General features: G+C 58.2%; 17 protein-coding genes. 9 read left to right on the forward strand and 8 right to left on the reverse strand.

Features of this window, described 5'->3' with window-relative positions:
* Positions 1-14: 14 nt before the first annotated feature.
* Both KFZ77_RS04710 and KFZ77_RS04715 read left to right on the forward strand, forming a co-directional pair.
* Positions 15-1,097 (forward strand): LacI family DNA-binding transcriptional regulator, encoded by a 1,083-nt coding sequence (locus KFZ77_RS04710; RefSeq protein ID WP_264385571.1) that lies wholly within the window; start codon positions 15-17, stop codon positions 1,095-1,097.
* Positions 1,098-1,202: 105 nt separating this feature from the next.
* Positions 1,203-4,295: a beta-galactosidase gene (locus KFZ77_RS04715; RefSeq protein ID WP_264385572.1), complete on the forward strand. Its 3,093-nt coding sequence runs from the start codon at positions 1,203-1,205 to the stop codon at positions 4,293-4,295.
* Between the two features lie 25 nt (positions 4,296-4,320).
* On the opposite strand, the gene KFZ77_RS04720 is transcribed toward KFZ77_RS04715, so the two are convergent.
* Positions 4,321-5,913 carry an EAL domain-containing protein gene (locus KFZ77_RS04720; protein WP_264385573.1) on the reverse strand — a complete coding sequence of 531 codons (1,593 nt, stop codon included), beginning with the start codon at positions 5,911-5,913 and terminating at the stop codon, positions 4,321-4,323.
* Positions 5,914-6,044: 131 nt separating this feature from the next.
* On the opposite strand from KFZ77_RS04720, the gene KFZ77_RS04725 reads away from it, so the two are divergent.
* Complete coding sequence (locus tag KFZ77_RS04725) at positions 6,045-6,767, forward strand: GntR family transcriptional regulator (RefSeq protein ID WP_031524344.1); 723 nt, start codon at positions 6,045-6,047, stop codon at positions 6,765-6,767.
* On the opposite strand, the gene KFZ77_RS04730 is transcribed toward KFZ77_RS04725, so the two are convergent.
* The gene (locus KFZ77_RS04730; RefSeq protein ID WP_264385574.1) at positions 6,755-7,954 is read right to left on the reverse strand and encodes an enolase C-terminal domain-like protein; all 1,200 of its coding nucleotides are present in this window, start codon (positions 7,952-7,954) and stop codon (positions 6,755-6,757) included. The two genes, KFZ77_RS04725 and KFZ77_RS04730, sit on opposite strands and share 13 nt — an antisense overlap.
* Before the next feature lie 299 nt (positions 7,955-8,253).
* Between KFZ77_RS04730 and KFZ77_RS04735 the strand changes: the two genes are divergently transcribed.
* The 4 genes from KFZ77_RS04735 (at position 8,254) to ykgO (ending at position 12,281) form a co-directional block, all read left to right on the forward strand.
* Positions 8,254-9,630 (forward strand): PTS transporter subunit EIIC, encoded by a 1,377-nt coding sequence (locus KFZ77_RS04735; RefSeq protein ID WP_264385575.1) that lies wholly within the window; start codon positions 8,254-8,256, stop codon positions 9,628-9,630.
* 232 nt (positions 9,631-9,862) lie between these two features.
* Positions 9,863-11,761, forward strand: coding sequence for a methyl-accepting chemotaxis protein (locus KFZ77_RS04740; protein WP_264385576.1), 1,899 nt, complete (start codon positions 9,863-9,865; stop codon positions 11,759-11,761).
* 113 nt (positions 11,762-11,874) lie between these two features.
* Complete coding sequence (locus KFZ77_RS04745; protein ID WP_264385577.1) at positions 11,875-12,141, forward strand: type B 50S ribosomal protein L31; 267 nt, start codon at positions 11,875-11,877, stop codon at positions 12,139-12,141.
* A complete protein-coding gene (ykgO, locus tag KFZ77_RS04750) occupies positions 12,141-12,281 on the forward strand; it encodes a type B 50S ribosomal protein L36 (RefSeq protein WP_031524353.1) in 141 nt (46 codons plus the stop codon). Before KFZ77_RS04745 ends, ykgO begins: the two co-directional genes overlap by 1 nt.
* Positions 12,282-12,317: 36 nt before the next feature.
* Here the strand turns inward: ykgO and KFZ77_RS04755 are convergent, their stop codons facing one another.
* The 6 genes from KFZ77_RS04755 to acrA all read right to left on the reverse strand — a co-directional run bounded on the left by KFZ77_RS04755 (position 12,318) and on the right by acrA (position 19,209).
* Positions 12,318-12,803 carry a YlaC family protein gene (locus tag KFZ77_RS04755; protein ID WP_031524354.1) on the reverse strand — a complete coding sequence of 162 codons (486 nt, stop codon included), beginning with the start codon at positions 12,801-12,803 and terminating at the stop codon, positions 12,318-12,320.
* A gap of 132 nt (positions 12,804-12,935) precedes the next feature.
* Positions 12,936-13,487 (reverse strand): maltose O-acetyltransferase, encoded by a 552-nt coding sequence (gene maa / locus KFZ77_RS04760; RefSeq protein ID WP_264385578.1) that lies wholly within the window; start codon positions 13,485-13,487, stop codon positions 12,936-12,938.
* Between the two features lie 233 nt (positions 13,488-13,720).
* A complete protein-coding gene (locus KFZ77_RS04765; protein ID WP_031524357.1) occupies positions 13,721-13,939 on the reverse strand; it encodes an HHA domain-containing protein in 219 nt (72 codons plus the stop codon).
* Positions 13,940-13,967: 28 nt separating this feature from the next.
* Entirely contained in the window at positions 13,968-14,342 is a 375-nt protein-coding gene (gene tomB, locus KFZ77_RS04770; RefSeq protein WP_264385579.1) for an Hha toxicity modulator TomB, read from the reverse strand.
* 501 nt (positions 14,343-14,843) lie between these two features.
* Positions 14,844-17,993 carry a multidrug efflux RND transporter permease subunit AcrB gene (acrB, locus tag KFZ77_RS04775; protein WP_031524359.1) on the reverse strand — a complete coding sequence of 1,050 codons (3,150 nt, stop codon included), beginning with the start codon at positions 17,991-17,993 and terminating at the stop codon, positions 14,844-14,846.
* A gap of 22 nt (positions 17,994-18,015) precedes the next feature.
* The gene (gene acrA / locus KFZ77_RS04780) at positions 18,016-19,209 is read right to left on the reverse strand and encodes a multidrug efflux RND transporter periplasmic adaptor subunit AcrA (protein WP_264385580.1); all 1,194 of its coding nucleotides are present in this window, start codon (positions 19,207-19,209) and stop codon (positions 18,016-18,018) included.
* Between the two features lie 142 nt (positions 19,210-19,351).
* Between acrA and acrR the strand changes: the two genes are divergently transcribed.
* Positions 19,352-20,017, forward strand: coding sequence for a multidrug efflux transporter transcriptional repressor AcrR (gene acrR, locus KFZ77_RS04785; protein WP_031524363.1), 666 nt, complete (start codon positions 19,352-19,354; stop codon positions 20,015-20,017).
* A 111-nt stretch (positions 20,018-20,128) separates the two neighbouring features.
* Positions 20,129-23,482 carry a mechanosensitive channel MscK gene (gene mscK, locus KFZ77_RS04790; RefSeq protein WP_264385581.1) on the forward strand — a complete coding sequence of 1,118 codons (3,354 nt, stop codon included), beginning with the start codon at positions 20,129-20,131 and terminating at the stop codon, positions 23,480-23,482.
* The last annotated feature ends 19 nt before the right edge of the window (positions 23,483-23,501 follow it).

Here is a 23,501-nt window from a genome sequence, read left to right on the forward strand (position 1 = left end):
ACTTCTGAGCCGCTATGAAGCCGAAATCCATCACGCTTTACGACGTCGCACGCCATGCGGGCGTCTCCTATCAGACCGTCTCCCGGGTGATTAACCAGGCGGAACACGTCTCTGCCCGCACCCGGGAAAAGGTGGAGCAGGCGATGACCGCGCTGCACTACGTCCCAAACCGGGTAGCGCAGCAGCTGGCGGGCAAAGCCCTGCTGACGCTGGGCCTGGTGACGGCTGACCTGTCGCTGCATGCCCCGTCGCAAATCGCCGCTGCGGTGAAGCGACGCGCCAGCCTGGCGGGGTATAACGTGGTGATGTCGATGCCGGAAGATAACAGCGTGGCCGCCTGTGAAGCGGCAGTGGCCGGTCTGCTTGCTCAGCGGGTGGATGCCCTGCTGATTAACGTTCCGCTGGAAAACGATGCCGCAGCGCATATCGCCGCCCGCAGCCAGCCGCTGCCGGTACTGTTTCTTGATGTCGATGAGAATGCCCCGGTGCCGTCGATGGTGTTTGATGCGCAGCAGGGGGCGCGGCTGGGAATTGAACATCTGCTGGCGCTGGGCCACCGGCGCATTGCCTGTCTCGCCGGGCCGCCCGATTCGGTTTCCGCCCGGCTGCGTCACCAGGGCTGGATCGCCGCGCTGCATCAGGCGGGGCTGACGCCCTGCGTGGAGGCGCACGGTGACTGGAGCGCCGCATCAGGCTATCACCATGCCCATGCCATCTTGGCTGCGCGTCCGGACGGCGTGGTGGTGGCTAACGATCAGATGGCGCTTGGGGTGCTGCGCGCCTGCGCGGAGCAGCAGCTCCAGGTACCGGATGCCATTTCTGTTATTGGCTATGACGATACCGCCGACAGCGCCTGGTTTACCCCGGCGCTGACCACCATTCGTCAGGATTTTCGCCTGCTGGGGGAGCGAAGCGTGGAGTGGCTGCTGGCGCGCCTTCATGCCGTACCGACGGCAGAGTCGGCGATTACGCTGCCGGTGTCCCTCATCGAACGGCAGACCAGCGGCGCACGGCGCAGCACAGAGATAACGCCCCGGCAGATTGCCGCCCGATTGACGCAGCTGGCGCAGCAGTTGGCCGATCTCGATCGTTCCTGACGTTATGTGATCCGCTTCGCATCAGTGCCGGGGCGATCTTTACTCCCGACCACAACCTGTGCAGAGTTATCTTCATTTGTGAGCGCTTCGCAATTGAGGTTAACCATGCATCAGACTTCCCCTTATCTCTCCCTGCAGTCGCTGCTTTCCCGCCGCGACTGGGAAAATCCCGGCGTCACCCAGTGGCAGCGCCTGCCGGCCCATGCCCCGTTCAACAGCTGGCGCAGCGCCGGGGCCGCGCGTGAAGATCGCATCAGCGAACAGCGGCAGATACTGAACGGTGACTGGCTGTTCAGCTATTTTCACGCCCCGGAAGCGGTGCCGGAGAGCTGGCTGCAGCAGGAGTGTGCCGACGCTCACCCGCTGCCGGTGCCGTCGAACTGGCAGATGCACGGCTACGATGCGCCCATCTACACCAACGTCACCTATCCCATCGCTACCACGCCGCCCTTTGTGCCGCGCGAAAACCCTACCGGGTGTTACTCGCTCACCTTGCGCCCCGATGCGGGCTGGCTGGCTGGCGGGCAGACGCGCATTATTTTCGAAGGGGTGAACAGCGCGTTTTATCTGTTCTGCAACGGGCGCTGGGTGGGGTACTCCCAGGACAGCCGCCTGCCGGCGGAGTTCGACCTGACGGATTTCCTGATCGACGGCGATAACCGCCTGGCGGTGCTGGTGCTGCGCTGGAGCGACGGCAGCTGGCTGGAAGACCAGGATATGTGGCGCATGAGCGGTATTTTCCGCGACGTGGTGCTGCTGCATAAGCCCGATACGCGCATTGCCGATTACCTTGTACGCACTCCGCTTAACAGCGAATTGAGCGCCGGTCGGCTGGAGGTAGAGGTCCATCTTGAAGGCCGCGATGTGGCAGCAAGCCAGGTCACCGTGGCGCTGTGGCGGGACGATACGCTGATCGGCGAGGTGCAGGCTGGGCCGGGTAGCGCTCCGGTGGACGAGCGCGGCAATTACGCCGAGCGGGTGACGCTGACGCTGCCGGTGGAGCAGCCGGCGCTGTGGAGCGCGGAAACGCCGCACCTCTATCGCGCTGTGGTCTCGCTGCTTGATGCTCAGGGCGAGCTTATCGAAGCCGAAGCCTGCGACGTGGGCTTCCGCAAAGTGGAAATCAGCAATGGTCTGCTGAAGGTCAACGGTAAACCGCTGCTGATCCGCGGCGTGAACCGTCACGAACATCATCCTGAGCACGGGCAGGTGATGGACGAAGCTACCATGCGCCGCGACATTGAGCTGATGAAACAGCACAATTTCAACGCGGTGCGCTGCTCGCACTACCCGAATCATCCGCTCTGGTACCGGCTGTGCGACCGCTACGGCCTGTACGTGGTGGATGAAGCCAATATCGAAACCCACGGTATGGTGCCGATGAACCGCCTGTCGGACGATCCGCGCTGGCTACCGGCGATGAGCGAGCGCGTGACGCGCATGGTGCAACGCGATCGCAATCACCCCTCGATCATTATCTGGTCGCTGGGCAATGAATCCGGGCACGGCGCAGCGCATGACGCCCTCTATCAGTGGATTAAAAAGCACGACCCGAGCCGTCCGGTGCAGTACGAAGGCGGCGGGGCCAACACTGCGGCGACGGATATCGTCTGCCCGATGTACGCGAGGGTCGATCAGGATCAGCCGTTCCCGGCGGTGCCGAAGTGGTCGATTAAGAAGTGGATCGGCATGCCGGACGAGACGCGTCCGCTGATCCTGTGCGAATACGCCCACGCGATGGGCAACAGCTTTGGTGGCTTCAGCAAATACTGGCAGGCGTTTCGCCAGTATCCGCGGCTGCAGGGCGGCTTTGTCTGGGACTGGGTGGACCAGGCGCTGACCAAAACCGATGCCCAGGGCAACACCTTCTGGGCCTACGGCGGCGATTTCGGCGACACGCCCAACGATCGCCAGTTCTGCCTGAATGGCCTGGTGTTCCCGGATCGCACCCCGCATCCGGCGCTGTCTGAAGCCCAGCGCGCTCAGCAATTCTTCCAGTTCCATCTGGTGAGCCACAGCCCGCTGGTGGTGGATGTAGAAAGCGACTATCTGTTTCGATCCAGCGACAACGAGCAGCTGCGCTGGCGCGTGGAAGTGGACGGCGAGGTGCTGGCCCAGGGAGAGACGCGACTGGAGATTGCGCCGCAGGGCACGCAGCGCCTTGAACTGGGCGCACTGCCTGCCGGAACGCGGCCCGGTCAGTGGTGGCTAAACGTCGAGGTGGTACAGCCTGACGCCACCGCCTGGTCCGCGGCCGGGCATCGCGTGGCCTGGGATCAGTGGCGTCTGCCGGTGCCGCTGGCCCAGCCCGCTGCGCCCGGGGCGGCCGGGATTGCTCCGCAGCTGACGTCAGAGGAGGCAAGCTTTAGCGTCACGCATGGCACCCAGCGCTGGGCGTTCTGTCGCACCGCCGGGGTGCTGGCACAGTGGTGGCGCGATGGCGAAGAGACGCTGCTTACGCCGGTGACCGACCAGTTCAGCCGCGCACCGCTCGACAACGACATTGGCGTCAGCGAAGTGACGCGCATCGATCCAAATGCGTGGGTGGAGCGCTGGAAAGCGGCGGGCATGTACGCCTTGTCGTCGGTGCTGGTGAGCTGCCGGGCGGAACAGCGCGCTGAAGCGGTGGAGATCGCCACGCTGCACCGCTGGGTACATGAGGGAAAAGTGTTATTTATCAGCCGTAAAACCTGGCGTATTACCGCGCACGGCGAGCTGCAGATTGAGGTCGAGGTAGAGGTGGCGAGCGATATTCCGGCTCCGGCGCGTATCGGCTTAACCTGCCAGCTGGCGCAGACGCCTGAGCAGGCGAGCTGGCTGGGTCTGGGGCCGCACGAGAACTACCCGGACCGCAAGCTGGCGGCACAGCAGGGGCGCTGGACACTGCCGCTGGACGCGCTGCACACCCCGTACATTTTCCCGGGGGATAACGGCCTGCGCTGCGATACCCGCGAGCTGCGCGTTGGCGCGCATCAGCTGCACGGGCAGTTCCACTTTGCCCTCAGCCGTTACAGCCAGGCGCAGCTGCACCACACAACCCATCACCATCTGCTGGAAAAAGAGCCGGGCTGCTGGCTGCACGTTGATGCCTTCCACATGGGCGTGGGCGGGGATGACTCCTGGAGTCCGAGCGTAGCGCCGGAGTTTCTGCTGCAGCAGGAGAACGTACGCTACGCGCTGCGCTGGCGTCAGGCGTAACGTACCGCGGCGCAGGGAGGTGCCGCTATGCGTGAGGGGGGGCGAGCAGCGTCTCGTCCTCGCGGCTCGCCAGATTCTCTTCCGCCCAGCGCATAAACGCCTGGGCGGACAACGCTTTACTGTAGTGCCAGCCCTGACCGTACTGCACGCCGTGCCGGCACAGCCAGGCTTCCTGCTGCGGGCTCTCCACGCCTTCCGCCACCATCTCCAGCTTCAGGGTGCGCGCAATCTCAATGATGTGCGATGTCACCTGCTTACGCTCCAGCGCCATCACGAAGGATTTGTCGATCTTCAGGATGTCGACTTCCAGTTCCTGCAGGTAGCTCAGGCTGGAGTAGCCGGTACCGAAATCGTCAATGCTGACCCGAAAGCCCGCCTGGCGATAGCGGGTGAGGATCGGGCCGGTGATATCCGGATCGACGACGCTGCGTTCGGTCATTTCGATGACGATCTGACGCGTTGCGACGCTTGCCCCGGCGCATAACCGGGTCAGCCGCTCCAGCAGCACGGTAGAGGAGAGATCCTGCGCTGCCAGGTTGATGGCGATATGCTTATCGGGGTGCTGGCGCAGCCAGTCGCTCATCTCTTCAAATACCCGTTCAATCACATACGCGCTGAGCTGGTTGATGGTCCCGGTCTGCTCCGCCATCGGGATGAACACGTCAGGCGAGAGCCAGGTGCCGTCCGGCTGAGGCCAGCGCACCAGCGCCTCGGCACCGATGACTCTGCCGCTTTTTAACTCCACCACTGGCTGGTAGTTGATGGTCAGATCGCGATTATGCAGGGCATCTATCAGCCGGTAGCGCGGCGACTGCAGCCGCCCCAGCAGGCGCAGGATAAACGCCGCCGCCAGCAGGCTGATGACAATCCCGAACGGCATCCACAGCAGCAGCTGATCGCGCCAGGCTTTTTCCAGCGGGGCCAGCGATGCCCAGGCGACAATCATCAACTTGGCGTTGAGCAGCGGCAATATTTCATAGCGGTTGCCGTGCCGGGTGAGGCTGATGCTGTGCTCTTCGCGCACCGTCTGCCAGATGTCGGGGCTCAGGGTGCTGGTGCTGGCGATAATGTGATTGCTGGCGGTGCCGATCAGCGCCAGGTTAATGGGGTTGCTGCTGAACGGCACCACATCAATAAAGGTCAGTGGATCGATAATCACCGCGTAACGATCGAGGCCGATCGCCACCATTTCATAACTCATGTCCAGATCGGTGCGCGAGGTGTACCAGGCGCGGAAGCCCTTGTCGGTAACGGCGTCCGGCGGCGGAAACGGCTGCTGTCTGCTGCTGCTTTCCAGCGAGGAGCAGCGCGGGCTCAGGCCATCCATCCAGATCACTTCCTGCACGTAGCGATGCGTATAGGCGAGGCGGCGCAGAGCAAGCAGATGTTCTGGACTACAGGGCGTGGTTTGCAGCGTATTGAGCACCAGCAGCGCTTCGCGCGCCTGCTCAATCACCATCTCCACGCGCGCTCTGGCGCTGGCGGTGTAGGTTTCCAGCTCGTCATTGAACTGCTCATTGGCGTGGCTTCTGGCAAACCAGATGCTGAGCGCGATGGGAAGAAGAACGGCAAGGATCAGTATGGCTGTGACGAGGCTCCGGAGCCGCCTGTTGGTCATCTCATTTTCCTGAACGTGCAACGATGGTGGGGCATCTAATGAGTTAACCACAGGACGGTGGTTTTTGCCTGGACGAGGATGCTATCTTTTGCAGCTGCACCGGTTTTTGACATTTAGCACAGCGGGACGCCATGAAGAAAAAAGAGTTTGTCACCCAGGATCTGCTGAGCAAGATCTACCAGAGCGAGCCGGGGGAACGACGCAAGCTGCCGCCGGAGCGGGTGCTGGCTGCGGAATACGGCGTATCGCGTTTTACCATTCGTCAGGCGCTGGAGAAGCTGGCCAGCATTGGCGTGGTGAAGATCGTGCAGGGGTCGGGGATCTGGATCAACGATAACGTGCGCAGCAATCCGCTGGTCTACAACTCTATCACCGAGAAGCGTTTCGATCAGATCCAGTTTCGCATGGTGAAGCTGCACAAAAAGCTGCCCGGCATCGAGGAGCAGCAGGTGTTTGGCATCGAGGCCGGGACGTTTATCTGGCAGTTTTGCCGCCTGCGGCTGGTGGACGGCGCACCGGTGCAGATTGAGATATCAAGTATGCCGGTAAGCCTGTTTCCCGACCTGAACCAGCAGATTATCGAGCGGTCACTGCAGCGGTACGTGCTGGACAGCGGTTACCGCATATCCCATATGCTGACCAGCTACCAGGCGGTGAGCGTGTCGCGCGAGCAGGCGGCGCTGCTCGGCTGCAAAAAGGGCAGCCCGGCAATGCACATCGCTAACCGTGGCATCCTGGAAGGGGGACGGGTGTTTGAGATCAGCGATATCATCGACATCAACTACACCTGCACCTACGTCATCCCCTTTAATCACGACAATCTTGCCTTCCGCCAGGGCGCTCAGGGGGTGTGAATCGCCCCGTTTGGCAGGCGGCTCTGGGTCCACTCGTGTGGACGGTAGACCACCGGCCACTTCAGCGCCTCGGCTTCATCAAACCCTATGCCGATCCCCGGCTGCTCGATGGGGTAGATAAAGCCTTGCTCCGGGGCGGCCGCGCCGGGGAATACCGCGGCGGTATCGTCGCTAATCGGAATGAACTCCTGAATCGCGGCGTTGTGCAGGTGGATGTTGAGGTGGGTATTCACCGCCACACCGATGGGGGTCATATCTCCCGGCCCGTGCCACGCCAGCCGCACGCCAAAGGCCTGACACAGCACCGCCAGCTTCAGCGCCGGGGTAATACCGCCAATCTGCGATACGTGGCAGCGAATGAAGTCGATCTGCCGGTTGACGATCAGATCGTGCCACTCCGCCGGGTTATTGAACAGTTCGCCCATCGCCAGCGGGACGCAGCTCTGCTGACGCACCTGCGCCAGCCAGGCGCTCTGCTGAGGCGGCAGAATGTCTTCGATGAAAAAGGGCTGATATGGCTCCAGCGCTTTCGCCAGCTGCACCGCCTGCTGCGGGAACAGGCGCTCGTGCACGTCGTGCAGAATATGGAAGCGCGACCCGTACTTGTCGCGCAGCGCTTTAAACATGGCAACGGTGTTAGCCATGTACTCATCCTGATCGTAATAGGCACCCTGGGTCGGGCTGCGGGTGCTGTGCATCGCTTCCGGCGTGCCACCGTAGAAACCGAGCTGGCAGCGGATATGACGATAGCCTTCGGCCAGCAGGGCGTCCACGCGGGTGAAAAGCCCGTCGAGGGTGTCGCTGCTGGCGTGGGTGTACGCGGCGATAGCGTCTTTTGATTTCCCGCCGAACAGCTGATAGAGCGGCATGCCGGCCAGCTGCGCTTTGATGTCCCACAGCGCCATGTCCACGCCAGCAATGGCGTTGTTGGTTACCGGGCCGTTACGCCAGTAGGCGTTAACGTTCATCATCTGCCACAGATCTTCGATGTTATTCGCATCCCGGCCGGTCAGCAGCGGCTTCAGGTACTCATCGACCATCGTCTTCACCGCCAGCGGGCGCTGCTGGAAAGTGGCGCAGCCGTGACCGACCACGCCTTTATCAGTGGTGATGCGCACCACGATCAGGTTGTGCCGGTCGGGGCGGGTAATAAAGCACTCAATATTTTCAATTAGCGTAGGCAACACCGTAATACTCCCTGGGCCGCAAAACAGCGGGCCGGTTGCGACATTTATTGACGTGATGGCCGCCACTATCGCCTTAATAATCCGGCGGCGTAAACCGCTTTTTTTAAATAATTTTTATTGGTCAGAAAGCTGCCTGAATAATGAATATATACCGTACCAATTTGACAGATAGCATCGTTGTGTGGCTTTACTGGTGCTGAATTGTGATTGTCATCATGTTTTATTGGTTTGTTTTGCTATAGCGATTTACCTACCATCACTGTCATCAATGACAACAACAACTAACTGGCGGACGTTTTATGGGGACACAGGAAGCAATTACGCGCATTATTCGTCTGGTTGGCGGGGCGGATAATATTAATAACGTCTGGCACTGCATGACGCGGCTGCGCTTTGACCTGGTTGACGATAATAAAGTCGACCAGGGTGAAATTAAAAAGATCCCCGGCGTACTGGGCGCTCAGCTGCAAAGCGATCAGTTCCAGGTCATCATCGGGCCGCAGGTAAACAGCTGGTATCAGCAGATGCAGACCATGCTCGGTACGCCGTCTGCCACGCCTGGCGACAGCACCGCTGGCGGTAAAGGGCGTAAAAGTCTGGTGTCGCTGTTTATGGATACCGTCTCCGGCGTGTTTGGTCCTATCGTACCGGCGATTGCCGGGGCCGGGATGATCAAGGGGCTGCTGGCCGGGCTGGTAGCGCTGAACGTGGTGTCGGCAAAAAGCGATACCGTGGTGGTGATCGATCTTATCGCCAGCGGCGTGTTCTATTTCCTGCCGTTCTTCCTCGCGGTATCGGCGGCGAAGATCTTCAAAACCAATGAATATCTGGCGGCGGCGGTGGCGGCCTGTCTGATGTATCCCTCCCTGATTGAGGCGGCGAAAAACCTCGCGGCGGGCAGTCCGGATGCGGTGAGCGCATTCTGGCTATTGAATGCGATCCCGGTGTCGGTATTTAACTACGCCTCCAGCGTTATCCCGGTGATCTTCTCCATTCTGGCGCTGAGCTACATCCATCGCTGGGTGGACAGCTTTATGCCAGAGGTGCTGAAAACCGTCTTTACCCCGACCCTGACGCTGTTTTTGGCGGCTCTGGCCGCGCTGGTGGTGATCGGCCCGATTGGTATCTATCTCGGTAAAGGGCTGGCGCTGTTTATCGAAGGGCTGTTCAGCATCTCGGCAAGCTTTGCCGGGCTGGTGGTCGGGGCGATCCGTCCGGTGGCGATCCTCACCGGGATGCACCACGCCATGACGCCGATCGCGCTGCAAAACTTTAGCGATCGCGGCTATGACATGCTGATGCCGATGATGTTTATGGCCAACATGGCGATTGCCGGCTCGACCTTCGCTATCTGGCGTCTGAGCAAATCGCGCCAGGATAAGACGGTCACGCTGTCCGCCGGCGTCTCGGCGCTGCTGGGAATTACCGAACCGGCGCTGTTCGGCGTGTTAACCCGGTACAAGAAAGCGTTTATTGCCGCCACGGTAGCCAGCTCGCTGGCGTCGGCTTTCATCGCGTTCTTCGGCGTGCGCCTCTATGGCTACATTCTGTCGAGCATCTTCAGCCTGCCGGCCTATATTGGCCCGTATCTGATCTTTGCCCTGCTGGGCGTTGCCATCGCGCTGGTGCTGTCGTTTGTCCTGACGACCGTGCTGGTGGGGAAAGAGGCGGAATAAAACAGGTGATGCAGCGCGCCTCGTCGGGCGCTGCATCGCTGCTATGAAACACGATAATGCAAAGTGTTTCCAGATGTTTCATGACGACATCATCCCGGTAATAAGATCAGTGAGTTAGTACACACTTTTGCAACATCCCCCCTTTCCCTGTGCGTTAACGGTTCAAGTTTGCCCGCGGCGTGCCGTTGACCAAAGAAGGCGCATTGCCTCTTTATCTCCAGGGAATTTGTCTATGTTCAAAACCACGCAGTCCCGTTTCATCCTTACGCTGTGCCTTTTCTTTATTGTGTTAGTTGGCGTGACGTCGCTTGCGATCACGCTGTTTGTCAGCCCGCAGATTAAACAGTCCGAAACGCGGCTTATCCGCTATGAAGTCGGTAACGTGGCGGGCGCTATCGTCGAGCAGATGAACCGCGTGCAGGCGCAGATGCGCAGCGTGACGCAAACGGTAGCCGCCCTCTCCAGCGAGCAGATTGATGTGGTACTGCCAGCGCTGGTGGATCAGTACAAGGATGTGAACGTGTTCGGCGGGGGCATCTGGCCGCTGCCGGAAAAACGCGAGGCCGGACGCAATAAATTCAGCACCTTCTTCGCACGCGACGCGAACAACGATTTGCAGGTCAACACCTACTGGAACTCCGACGCGGCACCGAATTACTACGAGCAGGTGTGGTACAAGGGCGGCCTGGCCGCACCGGTTGGACAGTGCGCCTGGGCCAACGCCTATCAGGACGACGCCAGCCCGCAGCCGCGCACTAACTGCGCCATGACCATCAACAAAGACGGTCAGCCGTGGGGCGTTGCCACCATCGATGTCACGCTGGGCTTCTTCAACCAGCTGGCGAAGCAGATGGATGAGGCGATCCAGGGGCGCGTGCTGATCGTGGAAGCAGACGGCAAAATTGTCGGCAATGCCGATCAGCTGGGTAAAGCAGCGAGCCTCGATAACGTGGCGCAGATGAACACGCCGATGGCAGCTGCCCTCACCGGGTTGCTGAAAGGCTACGATCCGGGAAGCCAGCTGGAGCAGGAGTATGACAACGACGGCACCTCGCATACCCTGATTTTGCAGGCAATTAAGGGCAGCCCGTGGATTATCGCGGTGGATCTGCCGACCGCGCTGCTGACCCAGCAGACCAGCACCATCATGACGCGTTTAGGCCTGGTGCAGATCCCGCTGGCGCTGCTGCTGCTCGGCGTGCTGGTGGTGTTTATCCGCACCATGACCGGTCGCCTTGCGGATCTGAACCACAACATCAGCCGTTTGTCGTCAGGCGGGGCCGATCTGACCCAGCGTCTGCAGCCGGGCAGCAGCCCGGAGTTCAACGCGGTGATCTACAGCTTCAACGGTGTGATTAGCTGGCTGCAGGAGATGCTGCGCCAGGTGGGGGACAGCGCGCGGGCCATCTCGTCGGCCTCTCAGCAGATTGCCACCGGCAACCAGGATCTCTCAGCGCGTACCGAAGATCAGGCCAGCTCGATTGAAGAGACGGCGGCGTCGATGGAGCAGCTCACCAGCACGGTGCGCCAGAATGCGGATAACGCAGCCAATGCCAACGAGCTGGCGCGCGATGCCTCGGCAGTGGCCGAGCGCGGCGGGGAAGTGGTGAAACAGGTGGTGACCACCATGAACGCCATTCAGGCCTCGTCCGGTAAAGTGGTGGATATCATCAGCGTTATCGACAGCATCGCCTTCCAGACCAACATTCTGGCGCTTAACGCGGCGGTGGAAGCCGCCCGTGCCGGCGAGCAGGGCAGGGGCTTTGCAGTGGTGGCGCAGGAAGTGCGTAACCTTGCACAGCGTTCTGCCCAGTCGGCGCGCGAGATCAAGCAGCTGATTGAAGCCTCGGTGAGCAATATCGACATCGGTACCAGCCTGGTGACCGAAGCCGGTAAAACCATGGAGGAGCTGACGCAGAGCGTGCGCAACGTGACGACCCTGATGAGTGAGATCATGTCGTCGAGCCGTGAACAGAGTGCGGGTATTGAGCAGGTCAACCTGGCGATTAACCAGCTCGACAGCACCACCCAGCAGAACGCCGCGCTGGTGCAGGAAGTCTCCGCTGCTTCACACTCTATGTCCGAGCAGACGCAGCAGCTTAACCAGGTGGTTGCCGGCTTCAGACTGTAACGTTCTTCCCTCTCAGCGCACCGCAGCCGCGGTGCGCTTTTCTCTCCGCTTGCAATTTGATCATCACAGGCTTACGATATTGTTATGTTATAACATATAGAAAGGTCATTACGATGAAAGACGGCATCCATCCGCTTTACCGCACCGTGGTTTTCCACGACACCAGCGCCAACGAGTATTTCAAAGTTGGTTCCACCATTAAGACCGACCGCGAAATCGAACTCGACGGCCAGACCTGGCCCTACGTGACGCTCGACGTGTCCTCGGCGTCGCATCCGTACTACACCGGGAAACAGAAAACCTTCTCTAACGAAGGCAGCACGGCTCGCTTCCAGCAGCGCTTTGGTCGCTTCCTGGGCGGGGCGAAAGGAGAGAAATAATGCAGGTACTCAACTCATTGCGCAGCGCAAAGCAGCGCCATCCTGACTGTCAGCTGGTCAGACGCAAAGGACGGCTGTATGTGATTTGCAAATCGAACCCGCGCTTTAAAGCGGTGCAGGGTAAGAAGAAGAAACGATAAAAACGCGCCCCTGGCCTGATGGCAAGGGGCGTTTTGTTATGCCTGGACAGGAACGCCGGTCGCGACGGGCTTATCCAGCGAATAGATGTCGTAGAAGGAGAGGGTCTGTTTGCGGCTGAGCATTTTAGTCAGCATCGCTTTTTGCGATTCACTCACTTTTGGCGAGCGCATAATCGCCTCAACCAGTTCTGCAGGAACATCGCGCGTGTTGTACCACTCCCCGTTATAGCAAACCCGAAAATCAAGCACGTCGATATCTTCGTAGCGATAGCGCGGGTTCACATCAAAGAAAAAGAAGCCGTTCAGCAGCACAAACAGCACGACCAGCAGCCATACTGACCCGGACAGCGTAGCGGACTGCAGCATTACCGCCATGGTGGCGAGCCAGCCGATATACATCCCGATAAATAAGCCAGGGTGCTTGCGAATAAAGCTGATGCTGAAGCGCGGGCGGTTATCGCGTTTTTCCACGCGGTTGAGTTCGTCGATGGTTTGGTTAAGCAGGCGTTGTATTTCAGTCATTCCAGGCCTTCAGAGTGGTGCGCAGCGGGCGCGGGAAGGTTTTTTACTAGTGTAAAAAGCAGGGGCTTAAGAAAAAAGTAACAGATGGCGCTGAAAAAACGATAACAGTTCAGCGCCAGCGAGCATGACAGTTTACAGGGTTTTGATGATGCGTGCCGGGTTGCCGCCTACCACGCAGTTATCCGGTACGTCTTTGGTGACTACCGCGCCGGAAGCGATGACCACGTTATGACCAATCGTTACGCCAGGATTGATGATAGCGCGCCCGCCGATCCAGGCGTTATCGCTGATAGTAACCGGCTTGCCGTATTCCACACCGCTGTTGCGCTCGGTGGCGTCCAGCGGGTGAGTCGCGGTATAGATATGCACGCCAGGCGCCATCATGCAGTTCTTGCCGATATGCACCGGACAGACATCAAGGATCACGCAGTCGAAGTTGGCGTAAAAATTATGACCGAGAAAAATGTTATAGCCGTAATCACAGCGGAAGGTTGGCTCGATATAAACTTTATCGCACCCGCCCAGTAAATCCTGTAGCAGCGCCTTACGCGTGGCGGTTTCATCCGGCGCGGTATGGTTATAGCGATGTACCAGATGCCGGGCGCGAATACGATCTTCGCGCAGCGTCGGGTCACCCGGATCGTAAAACTCGCCAGCAATCATTTTACGCTTTTCTTCGCTCATTCCTGCTCTCCTTATTAACGACTGGCAACAAGGTAATGCAGCATCAGCAAAAAGAAAACGCCTGTCTGGCGGCTTTGCGCGGCGCGCAGCAAATTGCAGATAAAACGCAGCGTAAAGGGCGCGCCATGTTAATGGAACGAGTCAGGCCGCAGGCAGAGGTGAGGGGACGCTCAACATTAACATGGCTTCAGGACAGCAGGTGACGGGCAGGATTCACATTTAAATACGCTGGATTAACGAACAAATTTCCACACGGAGGCCGGAATTTTATCATACAGCTTATTCATGGTCAGTTCCGCGAGGCGATGATCGGCCGCGGAATAAAAGACGGTCAATTCGTTATCGGGTAATTCGTATTTATTTTTTTCGATTACACGTTCCAGGGTGTCAATAGACTGACAGCGACGTAAGCGCATCAGATAATCAATTTTAGTTAATGGCTTTGTGGACATTTTTTCACCTTAAGTGATTGTAGTAGTTTTAAAATGACAGACTAACCGGGTTTGCCCGACTCACATTGAGAAAACAACGAAACAGACGATTGCCCGACTTACGCCACTTCTGCAAGTCCTGTGCATTTATGCCGTAGTTACTGAACAACATGAAGGTGTCGTCCAGGTATTCATCTATTTGCTCAATCAGAATATTGTCTTCATCATGCTTAATTTTGTAATTAAGTGCGAAGGTAGCTATGTGTTCGATCAATTCATTCAGCTGGAGGTTAATCGCTGATGTAGGATCGTTAACCCAACCATGGTGGCTTTCACCAAGGTTAGCAAGGCAGTCATGATACAAAGTTTCGCAGAGAAATTTAAGCTGCGCTATATCATGCCTCTTTGGTGAGTATTCGTCCATACGCTTCCCCCTTTTTCGTAAAAAAATTTGATTACACAGGTGCGCAACAGGGGTAATAACTGTTTCTATATGGCCACGCCGGCGTCTTGCCGTGTCTCATTAACTATAAATCACGCTTAAGGATTTTTCCTTCTGCTATTACGAAAAATTACATTTCGTTCGTAAGGATGATGAACGCTGCCTTAATAAGACTTACGGATGATTTGCCATTGTCTGCTGCGGTTAAAAGGGCGCTGACAGTAAGATAAGTGGTTCATTCAGTAGTGTATTATCTTAAATCCTCCACTAATAATATAAGCCGCTATGGTGCAGGGTTATTTGTAAGATTACTCTGAATTAGATTTCACCAATTGTATTAATATCTTTCACGCTATTTTTCTGCGGGTAATGATCCCGATAAATAGTAATTAATTTTTCCCGTCCGGACGTCACGCATTTAGATTATGGCGCGCAGCCAATAAAAAAGGCCGCGTTACGCGGCCTTTTGAGGAAAGATGGGAATTAATGATGCTCAACCTTGTGGCTGTGCTCAATATCCTCATTTTTCCGGTGGAAGCGGCGGCGAACCACCACGAAGAACACCGGTACGAAGAAGATAGCCAGCACGGTAGCCGTTACCATCCCGCCCATTACGCCAGTACCTACGGCGTTCTGTGCGCCGGAACCCGCGCCGGTGCTGATAACCAGCGGCATTACCCCGAGGATAAACGCCAGTGAGGTCATCAGGATGGGACGCAGACGCATACGTACCGCTTCCAGCGTCGCTTCAATCAGCCCTTTGCCTTCTTTGTCCATCAGGTCCTTGGCGAATTCCACGATAAGTATCGCGTTCTTCGCCGATAGCCCAATGGTTGTCAGCAGGCCCACCTGGAAGTAGACGTCGTTGGTCAGGCCGCGGAACGAGGCGGCAATCAGCGCACCCAGTACCCCGAGCGGAACCACCAGCATGACCGAGAACGGAATCGACCAGCTCTCGTACAGCGCGGCCAGACAGAGGAAGACCACGATAAGCGAGATAGCGTACAGCGCCGGGCCCTGGTTACCGGAGAGACGTTCCTGGTAGGACATACCGGTCCAGTCAAAGCCGATACCCGCCGGCAGCTTGCTCGCCAGCTGTTCCATCATATCCATTGCTTCACCGGTACTTCTGCCCGGTACCGCTTCACCGAGGATCTCCATAGACGGCAGGCCGTTATAGCGCTCCAGACGCGGTGAACCGTACTCCCAGCGCGTGCTGGCGAAGGCAGTAATCGGCACCATCTGACCATCGGAGCCGCGCACGTACCAGTTACCAATATCTTCCGGCAGCATACGGTATTGCGCTTCGGACATGACGTACACCTTCTTCACGCGACCGCGGTCGATGAAGTCGTTGACGTAGCTTCCGCCCCAGGCCGCACCCAGCGTGGTGTTGATATCGGTAATCGATACCCCCAGCGCCTGTGCTTTTTCCTGATCGATATCAATTTTGAACTGCGGGGTATCTTCCAGACCGTTCGGACGCACGCCCGCCAGCAGGTCAGGGTGTTTCGCCACCTCGCCCAGCAGCTGGTTACGCGCCTGAGTCAGTTTTTCATGGCCGAGGCCGCCCTGGTCAATCAGCTGGAAGTCAAAGCCGGTTGCCGTACCGAGATCGACGATCGCCGGCAGGTTAAACGCGAACACCATTGCATCGCGGATCTGCGAGAAGGTGCCCATCGCACGGCCGGTAATCGCCCCCACTTTGTTCTCATCGCCCTCACGCTCATCCCAGTTTTTCAGAGAGACGAACGCGATACCGGTGTTCTGACCACGACCAGCGAAGCCGAAGCCGTTAACCGCAAACACCGAGTTAACGTTCGCTTTCTCTTTTTCCAGGTAGTACTGGGTAACTTCATCCAGCACTTTCTGGGTACGTTCCTGAGAGGCGCCCGCCGGCAGCTGAACCATGGTCAGGAATACGCCCTGATCCTCTTCCGGAAGGAACGAGCTTGGCAGACGCACAAACAGATACGCCATACCGACCACGATGATGATGTAGAGCAGCAGGTAACGACCGGTGCTGCGCAGAATGCTGGCAACGCTGTCGGTGTAGTGGTGCGTGCTCTTGTCGAACATGCGGTTAAACCAGCCGAAGAAGCCTTTCTTGCCTTCCCCGTGATCGCCTTTCGCGATGGGTTTCAGCATGGTGGCGCACAGCGCCGGAGTAAGGATCAGCGCCACCAGTACCGAAAGCACCATCGCGGAAACGATAGTGATGGAGAACTGACGGTAGATTGCCCCGGTAGAGCCGCCGAAGAAGGCCATCGGAATAAATACCGCGGACAGCACCAGCGCAATACCCACCAGCGCACCCTGGATCTGGCCCATCGATTTACGCGTTGCCTCTTTGGGCGGTAATCCTTCTTCCGCCATGACGCGCTCGACGTTCTCCACCACCACGATGGCGTCATCCACCAGCAGGCCTATCGCCAGCACCATCCCGAACATCGTCAGGGTGTTAATCGAGAAGCCAAACATCCCGAGGATGGCGAAGGTACCGAGCAGTACCACCGGCACCGCAATCGTCGGGATCAGCGTGGCGCGGAAGTTCTGCAGGAACAGATACATCACGATGAACACCAGCACGATCGCTTCGACCAGGGTTTTCACCACTTCGTTAATGGAAATCTTAACGAACGGGGTGGTGTCATACGGATAAACAATTTCCAGACCGGCCGGGAAGGTGGCTTTCAGCTTATCCAGCTCGGCGCGTACCGCATTGGCGGTATCCAGCGCGTTCGCACCGGTTGCCAGTTTGATACCCAGACCGGAAGCCGGCTGGTTGTTGTAGCGCGCGATGATGTCGTAGTTCTCACCGCCCAGCTCAATGTTCGCCACATCACGCAGGCGAACCTGCGAGCCGTCCTGGTTCACCTTGAGCAAGATTTTGCCGAACTCTTCGGTAGAGGTCAGACGGGTCTGCGCGATGATAGAGGCGTTAAGCTGCTGGCCTTTCACCGGCGGCGTACCGCCTAACTGACCGGCTGCCACCTGGGCGTTCTGCGCTTTGATGGCGTTGATCACGTCAACCGGCGTCAGCTGGAAGTTGTTCAGTTTGTTCGGGTCCATCCAGATACGCATCGCGTACTGGGAACCAAACAGCTGCACATCACCCACGCCAGGCGTACGGCTGATCGGGTCCTGAATGTTTGCGGCGACGTAGTCGGAGATATCTTCCTGGGTCATGGAGCCGTTGGTGTTGATCACCCCGGCTACCATCAGGAAGCTGCTCGCCGATTTCTGTACGCTCACACCCTGCTGCTGCACTTCCTGCGGCAGCAGCGGCATCGCCAGCTGTAGCTTGTTCTGCACCTGTACCTGCGCGATATCCGCGTCGGTACCGGATTCGAAGGTCAGGGTGATCTGCACCGTACCGGTGGAGTCACTGTTAGAGGAGAAGTACATCAGGCCATCGATACCGTTCATGTTCTGTTCGATAACCTGCGTCACCGTGTCCTGCACGGTTTTCGCATCAGCCCCGGGATAGGTTGCCGAAATCGTCACCGCCGGCGGCGCAATCGAAGGATATTGCGCTATCGGCAGGTTGAGGATCGACAGTCCCCCAGCCAGCATGATGATGATCGCCAGCACCCAGGCAAAGATGGGGCGATCGATAAAGAAATTAGGCATGTCTTAACGGCTCCTGTTTGAGTTAAGACTGAGGTTGTTCTGACTGACCATTGGCCGCAGCCTGCTCTTTCTTGTCAGCCGTGACTTCCTGCGCTTTAACCTGGGCGCCCGGTCTTACTTTTTGCAAGCCGGAAACGATCACGCGATCGCCTTCTTTCAAGCCATCCGTTACCAGCCACTTGTCGCCGATCGCCTGTTCAGCGGTAATCTGGCGCACTTCGACCTTATCGCCTTCGCCAATTACCATTGCACTGGCATCACCACGCGGTGTGCGGGTCACGCCCTGCTGCGGAACCAGAATCGCATTCGGACGAGTGCCTTCTTCCAGTTTGGCGCGAACAAACATGCCAGGCAGCAGCGTCATGTCCGGGTTCGGGAAGATAGCGCGCAGCGTGATAGACCCGGTGGTCTGGTCAACGCTGACGTCGGAGAACTCAAGGGTACCAGTCTGCGGATATTTGCTGCCGTCGTTAGTTACCAGCTCCACTTTCGCTTTGCCGCCTTCCTGCTTCAGCGAGCCGTTAGCCAGCTCCTGTTTCAGGCGCAGAAAATCGTTGCTGGACTGGGTAACGTCAACATAGATAGGGTCGAGCTGTTGCACCGTGGCGAGGGCATTGGTCTGCCCGCTGGTCACCAGCGCCCCTTCGGTCACGGCAGATTTACCGATGCGGCCGCTGATAGGAGAGGTGACTTTGGTGTACGCCAGGTTGATGCGTGCGGTTTCGACCGCCGCTTTAGCCGCGACGACCGCAGCGCTGGTCTGCTGCGCCTGCGCCTGGGCGTCATCGTAATCCTGCTGGCTGATGTACTGAGTACCCAGCAGTTTCTTGTAACGATTCAGCGTGACCTGAGCGATGTTCGCCTGGGCCTGAGCCTGCGCCAGATCGCCTTTGGCGCTTTCGTAAGATGCCTGATAGGTTGCCGGATCAATCTGGTACAGCGAGACACCCGCTTCCACATCACTGCCTTCGGTAAAGTTACGCTTCAGGATGATGCCGCTTACCTGCGGGCGTACTTCTGCCACGCGGAACGCGTTAGTACGGCCTGGAAGCTCAGTTGTGATTTGAAGTGGCTCGCTTTTCAGCGTCACAATGCCAACTTCCGGCACTTGCGCACCCTGTTCCTGAGCCTGTTGATCGTCACATCCTGTAAGCGCTAAGCCGCCGGAGAGCATCAGAACGACCGCCAGAGGCGAAAATCCTCTGTTTTTGTTCATATCAAAACCTCGAGTGTCCGATTCCAAAATTGATCAATGGATCAAAAGTCCATAAACCCATTGCTGTGTTTATATTATCGTCATGCTATGGTACATACATTCACAAATGTATGTAAATCTAACCCTGTAACTTCACCCACATATGGCACGAAAAACCAAACAACAGGCGCTTGAGACGCGGCAGCACATTCTTGATGTTGCGCTGCGCTTGTTTTCTCAGCAGGGCGTATCCGCGACATCGCTCGCGGAAATAGCGCAGGCGGCAGGGGTGACGCGCGGCGCTATCTACTGGCATTTCAAGAATAAGTCGGATTTGTTCAGCGAAATCTGGGCGCTTTCAGAGTCCAGTATCAGTGATTTAGAAATTGAGTATCGGGCAAAATTTCCTGACGATCCACTGTCAGTGTTACGTGAATTACTAATTTACGTACTGGAAGCAACGGCAGCCGAGGAGCGCCGTCGCCTGATGATGGAAATCATTTTCCATAAGTGTGAGTTTGTTGGCGAAATGGCGGTAGCCCAGCAGGCGCAGCGAAATCTGTGCGTGGCGAGTAACGAGCGCATCGAGCAGACCCTTAACGACTGTATTGAGGCCGGAATGCTGCCGGCGAAACTGCAAACGCGTCGCGCGGCGATCCTGATGCGCAGCTATATCTCCGGCATTATGGAAAACTGGCTGTTTGCTCCGGAAACCTATGACCTGAAGCGCGAAGCGCGTGAATTTGTTGATATTCTGATTGAGATGTACCAGCTGTGCCCGTCGCTGCAGCGCCCCTTCGATGAGCACGACGCAGCGCCGGAGCCATAAGGGATTTTTCCGCAATACCGGGTGAGCCGCTATTCTGCTTTCCAGCGCCATGCTATTCTGCGCCACTCTAACGATCCCTGTCCTCAGTAGCCTGGCAATCCATACACAACTATGCAGCATATGACTCTTATCCGGCACGCCGCTCTGGCGTTTGTCTTTGCCCTCTTTGTCGCCCTGCTCGGCGCGCCTGCCAGCGCGGTGGCAGCCGCAAACAGCGATCTTCCTTCCCGCAGCGAGGTGCAAAACCAGCTCGATACGCTGAATAAGCAAAAGAGCCTGAGCGGGGAAGAGAAGCTAACCCAGCAGGATCTGACCGAGACCCTGGAAGCCCTGGAAAAAATCGAGCGCGTAAAGCAGGAAACCGAGCAGCTGCGGGTGCGGGTTGCCCAGGCGCCGGCGAAGATGGCGAAGGCCACCACAGATCTTAACGAGCTCAGCAACCGCGACAGCGATGACGTTACGGTTCAGAGTTATAACGCCATGCGCCTGCACGATCTCGAACAGCGCGTGGCTTCGGTGCTGGACAAACTGCAAACCGCCCAGAGCGAGCTTTCTACGCTCAACAGCCAGCTGGTGTCGCTCCAGACCCAGCCGGAGCGCGTGCAGAACACCATGTTTAACGTCTCCCAGCAGCTGCAGACCATTCGTAATCGCCTCAACGGCACCGGGCCTGGCGAGCAGGCGCTGCGTCCAAGCCAGCAGACGCTACTGATGGTGCAGCAGGTGCTGCTTAATGCCCAGCTGGATCAGCAGCGCAAGAGCCTTGAAGGCAACACCGTGCTGCAGGACAGCCTGCAGAAGCAGCGCGATTATGTGGTAGCGAACATCAATCAGCTTGAGCATCAGATTCAGCTGCTGCAAACCGCGGTGAGTAACAAACGTCTGACGCTGACCGAGAAAACAGCCCAGGAAGCGCTCTCCCCGGATGATGCCTCGCGCATCCAGAACAACCCGCTGGTGCGCCAGGAGCTGGATCTCAACCACCAGCTCAGTGAGCGCCTGATTGCCGCCACGCAGACCGGTAACGCGCTGGTTGAGCGCAATATTAAAGTGAAGAACTGGCTCGACCGGGCGCTGCAGTCCGAGCGCAACCTGAAAGAGCAGATTGCGGTGCTGAAAGGCAGCCTGCTGCTGTCGCGTATTCTCTATCAGCAGCAGCAGACGCTGCCGTCGGCGGACGAGCTGGAGGATATGACCAATCGCATCGCCGATTTGCGTCTGGAGCAGTTTGAAATCAACCAGCAGCGTGATGAGCTGTTCCAGGGCGATACCTGGGTGGCGAAGCTGGAAGAGGGTCATCAGGGCGAGGTCAACAGCGAAGTGCATGATGCGCTGCTGGAAGTGATCGACATGCGTCGCGCGCTGCTCGATCAGCTCAACAAACAGCTGGGCAACCAGCTGATGATGGCCATCAACCTGCAGATTAACCAGCAGCAGCTGATGAGCGTCAGTAAAAGTCTTGAAGAGATCCTGACCCAGCAAATCTTCTGGGTAAACAGCAACAAGCCGATGGACTGGGAGTGGATCAAAGCCTTCCCCGGCGCGCTGCATGACCAGATCAAAGCGATGAAGTTCACGGTAAACTGGGATAAAGCCTGGCCGGCGGTGGCGCTGGCGCTGCTGGCCGGTTTGCCGCTGGTGCTGCTGGCCGGACTTATTCGCTGGCGCTTTGGCTGGATGCGTCAATATCTGGCGCGCCTGGCCTCTGAGGTCGGGCAGCTACGTAACGACAGCCAGCTTCACACGCCGAAAGCTATCCTGATAAACCTGATCCTCGCGCTGCCGGTGTGTCTGATTATTCTCGCGGTCGGCCTGATCCTGCACGTGATGCAGCTGAGCGTCAGCGAACTGCTGTGGGCGTTCAGCAAAGAGCTGGCGCTGTTCTGGCTGGTATTCGGCCTGTGCTGGCGCGTGCTGGAAAAAGACGGCGTGGCGGTGAACCACTTCAATATGCCTGTTCAGATCACCAGCCACTGGCGGCGACAGATTGTGCGCATCAGCCTGGCGCTGCTCCCGCTGCTGTTCTGGTCGGTGGTGGCCGAGCTGTCGCCGCTGCACCTGATGGATGACGTGGTCGGCCAGTCGATGATCTTCATCAACCTGCTGGTGATCGCCGCGCTGGTCTGGCCGATGTGCCGGGAGAGCTGGCATGACAAGGAGTCGCACACCATGCGCCTTGTCACTATCACCATTCTCTCGATTGTGCCGGTGGCGCTGCTGGTGCTGACCGCCAGCGGCTACTTCTATACCACTCTGCGCCTGTCGGGCCGCTGGATTGACACCGTGTATCTGGTGATCGTCTGGAACCTGCTGTACCAGACGGTACTGCGCGGGCTGAGCGTGGCGGCGCGCCGCATCGCTTATCGCCGTGCGGTGTCCCGACGTCAGAATCAGGTAAAAGAGGGAGCGGAAGGGGCCGAGCCGGTACAGGAGCCGCCGCTGGCGCTGGATCAGATCAACCAGCAGACCCTGCGACTGACCACCCTGTTGATGTTCGCGCTGTTTGGCGTGGTGTTCTGGGCGATCTGGTCCGATTTAATCACCGTCTTCTCCTATCTCGACAGCGTGGTGCTGTGGCACTACAACGGCACCGAAGCCGGTGCGGCGGTGGTGAAAAACGTGACGATGGGCAGCCTGCTGTTCGCGCTGGTGGCCTTTACCGTCGCCTGGGCGCTGATCCGCAACCTGCCGGGCCTGCTGGAAGTGCTGGTGCTGTCGCGCCTGAAGATGCGTCAGGGGGCGTCCTACGCCATCACCACCATTCTTAACTACGTGATTATTGCTGCCGGGGCGATGACAGTGTTCGCCTCGCTCGGCGTGTCGTGGGACAAACTGCAGTGGCTGGCCGCCGCGCTGTCGGTCGGTCTGGGCTTCGGCTTGCAGGAAATCTTCGGGAACTTCGTCTCCGGTCTGATCATTCTGTTCGAGCGCCCGGTGCGTATCGGCGATACCGTGACCATCGGCACTTTCTCAGGCACGGTCAGCAAGATCCGCATTCGCGCCACCACCATTACTGACTTCGATCGCAAAGAGGTGATTATCCCGAACAAAGCCTTCGTCACCGAACGCCTGATCAACTGGTCGCTGTCGGATACCATCACCCGCGTGGTGATCCGGCTTGGTGTGGCTTACGGATCGGATCTGGATAAGGTGAAGGCGATCCTGCTGCAGGCGGCGATGGAGCACCCGAAAGTGATGCACGATCCTGAGCCGGCAGTGTTCTTCACCACCTTCGGGCCGAGCACGCTGGATCACGAGCTGCGCCTCTATGTGCGCGAGCTGCGCGACCGCAGCTTCACCGTGGATGAGCTGAACCGCGCTATCGATCGTTTGTGCCGTGAGAACGGGATCAACATCGCTTTCAACCAGCTGGAAGTGCACCTGCGCAATGAGAAAGGCGAGGAGCACACCGAGGTGAAGCGCGATATCAATAAAGGTGAGGGTGACGCCCCGGCGATCGCCTGACGTCCGGCGGCGTAGCCTT

Origin of the sequence: Siccibacter colletis, from assembly GCF_025914095.1 — a bacterium.
GTDB classification, from domain to species: Bacteria; Pseudomonadota; Gammaproteobacteria; order Enterobacterales; family Enterobacteriaceae; genus Siccibacter; species Siccibacter colletis.

Coding starts and splice junctions, on each gene's coding strand:
- KFZ77_RS04710 (WP_264385571.1), top strand. CDS start 15: ATGAAGCCGAAATCCATCACGCTTTACGACGTCGCACGCCATGCGGGC.
- KFZ77_RS04715 (WP_264385572.1), top strand. CDS start 1,203: ATGCATCAGACTTCCCCTTATCTCTCCCTGCAGTCGCTGCTTTCCCGC.
- KFZ77_RS04720 (WP_264385573.1), bottom strand. CDS start 5,913: ATGACCAACAGGCGGCTCCGGAGCCTCGTCACAGCCATACTGATCCTT.
- KFZ77_RS04725 (WP_031524344.1), top strand. CDS start 6,045: ATGAAGAAAAAAGAGTTTGTCACCCAGGATCTGCTGAGCAAGATCTAC.
- KFZ77_RS04735 (WP_264385575.1), top strand. CDS start 8,254: ATGGGGACACAGGAAGCAATTACGCGCATTATTCGTCTGGTTGGCGGG.
- KFZ77_RS04740 (WP_264385576.1), top strand. CDS start 9,863: ATGTTCAAAACCACGCAGTCCCGTTTCATCCTTACGCTGTGCCTTTTC.
- KFZ77_RS04745 (WP_264385577.1), top strand. CDS start 11,875: ATGAAAGACGGCATCCATCCGCTTTACCGCACCGTGGTTTTCCACGAC.
- ykgO (WP_031524353.1), top strand. CDS start 12,141: ATGCAGGTACTCAACTCATTGCGCAGCGCAAAGCAGCGCCATCCTGAC.
- KFZ77_RS04755 (WP_031524354.1), bottom strand. CDS start 12,803: ATGACTGAAATACAACGCCTGCTTAACCAAACCATCGACGAACTCAAC.
- maa (WP_264385578.1), bottom strand. CDS start 13,487: ATGAGCGAAGAAAAGCGTAAAATGATTGCTGGCGAGTTTTACGATCCG.
- KFZ77_RS04765 (WP_031524357.1), bottom strand. CDS start 13,939: ATGTCCACAAAGCCATTAACTAAAATTGATTATCTGATGCGCTTACGT.
- tomB (WP_264385579.1), bottom strand. CDS start 14,342: ATGGACGAATACTCACCAAAGAGGCATGATATAGCGCAGCTTAAATTT.
- acrB (WP_031524359.1), bottom strand. CDS start 17,993: ATGCCTAATTTCTTTATCGATCGCCCCATCTTTGCCTGGGTGCTGGCG.
- acrA (WP_264385580.1), bottom strand. CDS start 19,209: ATGAACAAAAACAGAGGATTTTCGCCTCTGGCGGTCGTTCTGATGCTC.
- acrR (WP_031524363.1), top strand. CDS start 19,352: ATGGCACGAAAAACCAAACAACAGGCGCTTGAGACGCGGCAGCACATT.
- mscK (WP_264385581.1), top strand. CDS start 20,129: ATGCAGCATATGACTCTTATCCGGCACGCCGCTCTGGCGTTTGTCTTT.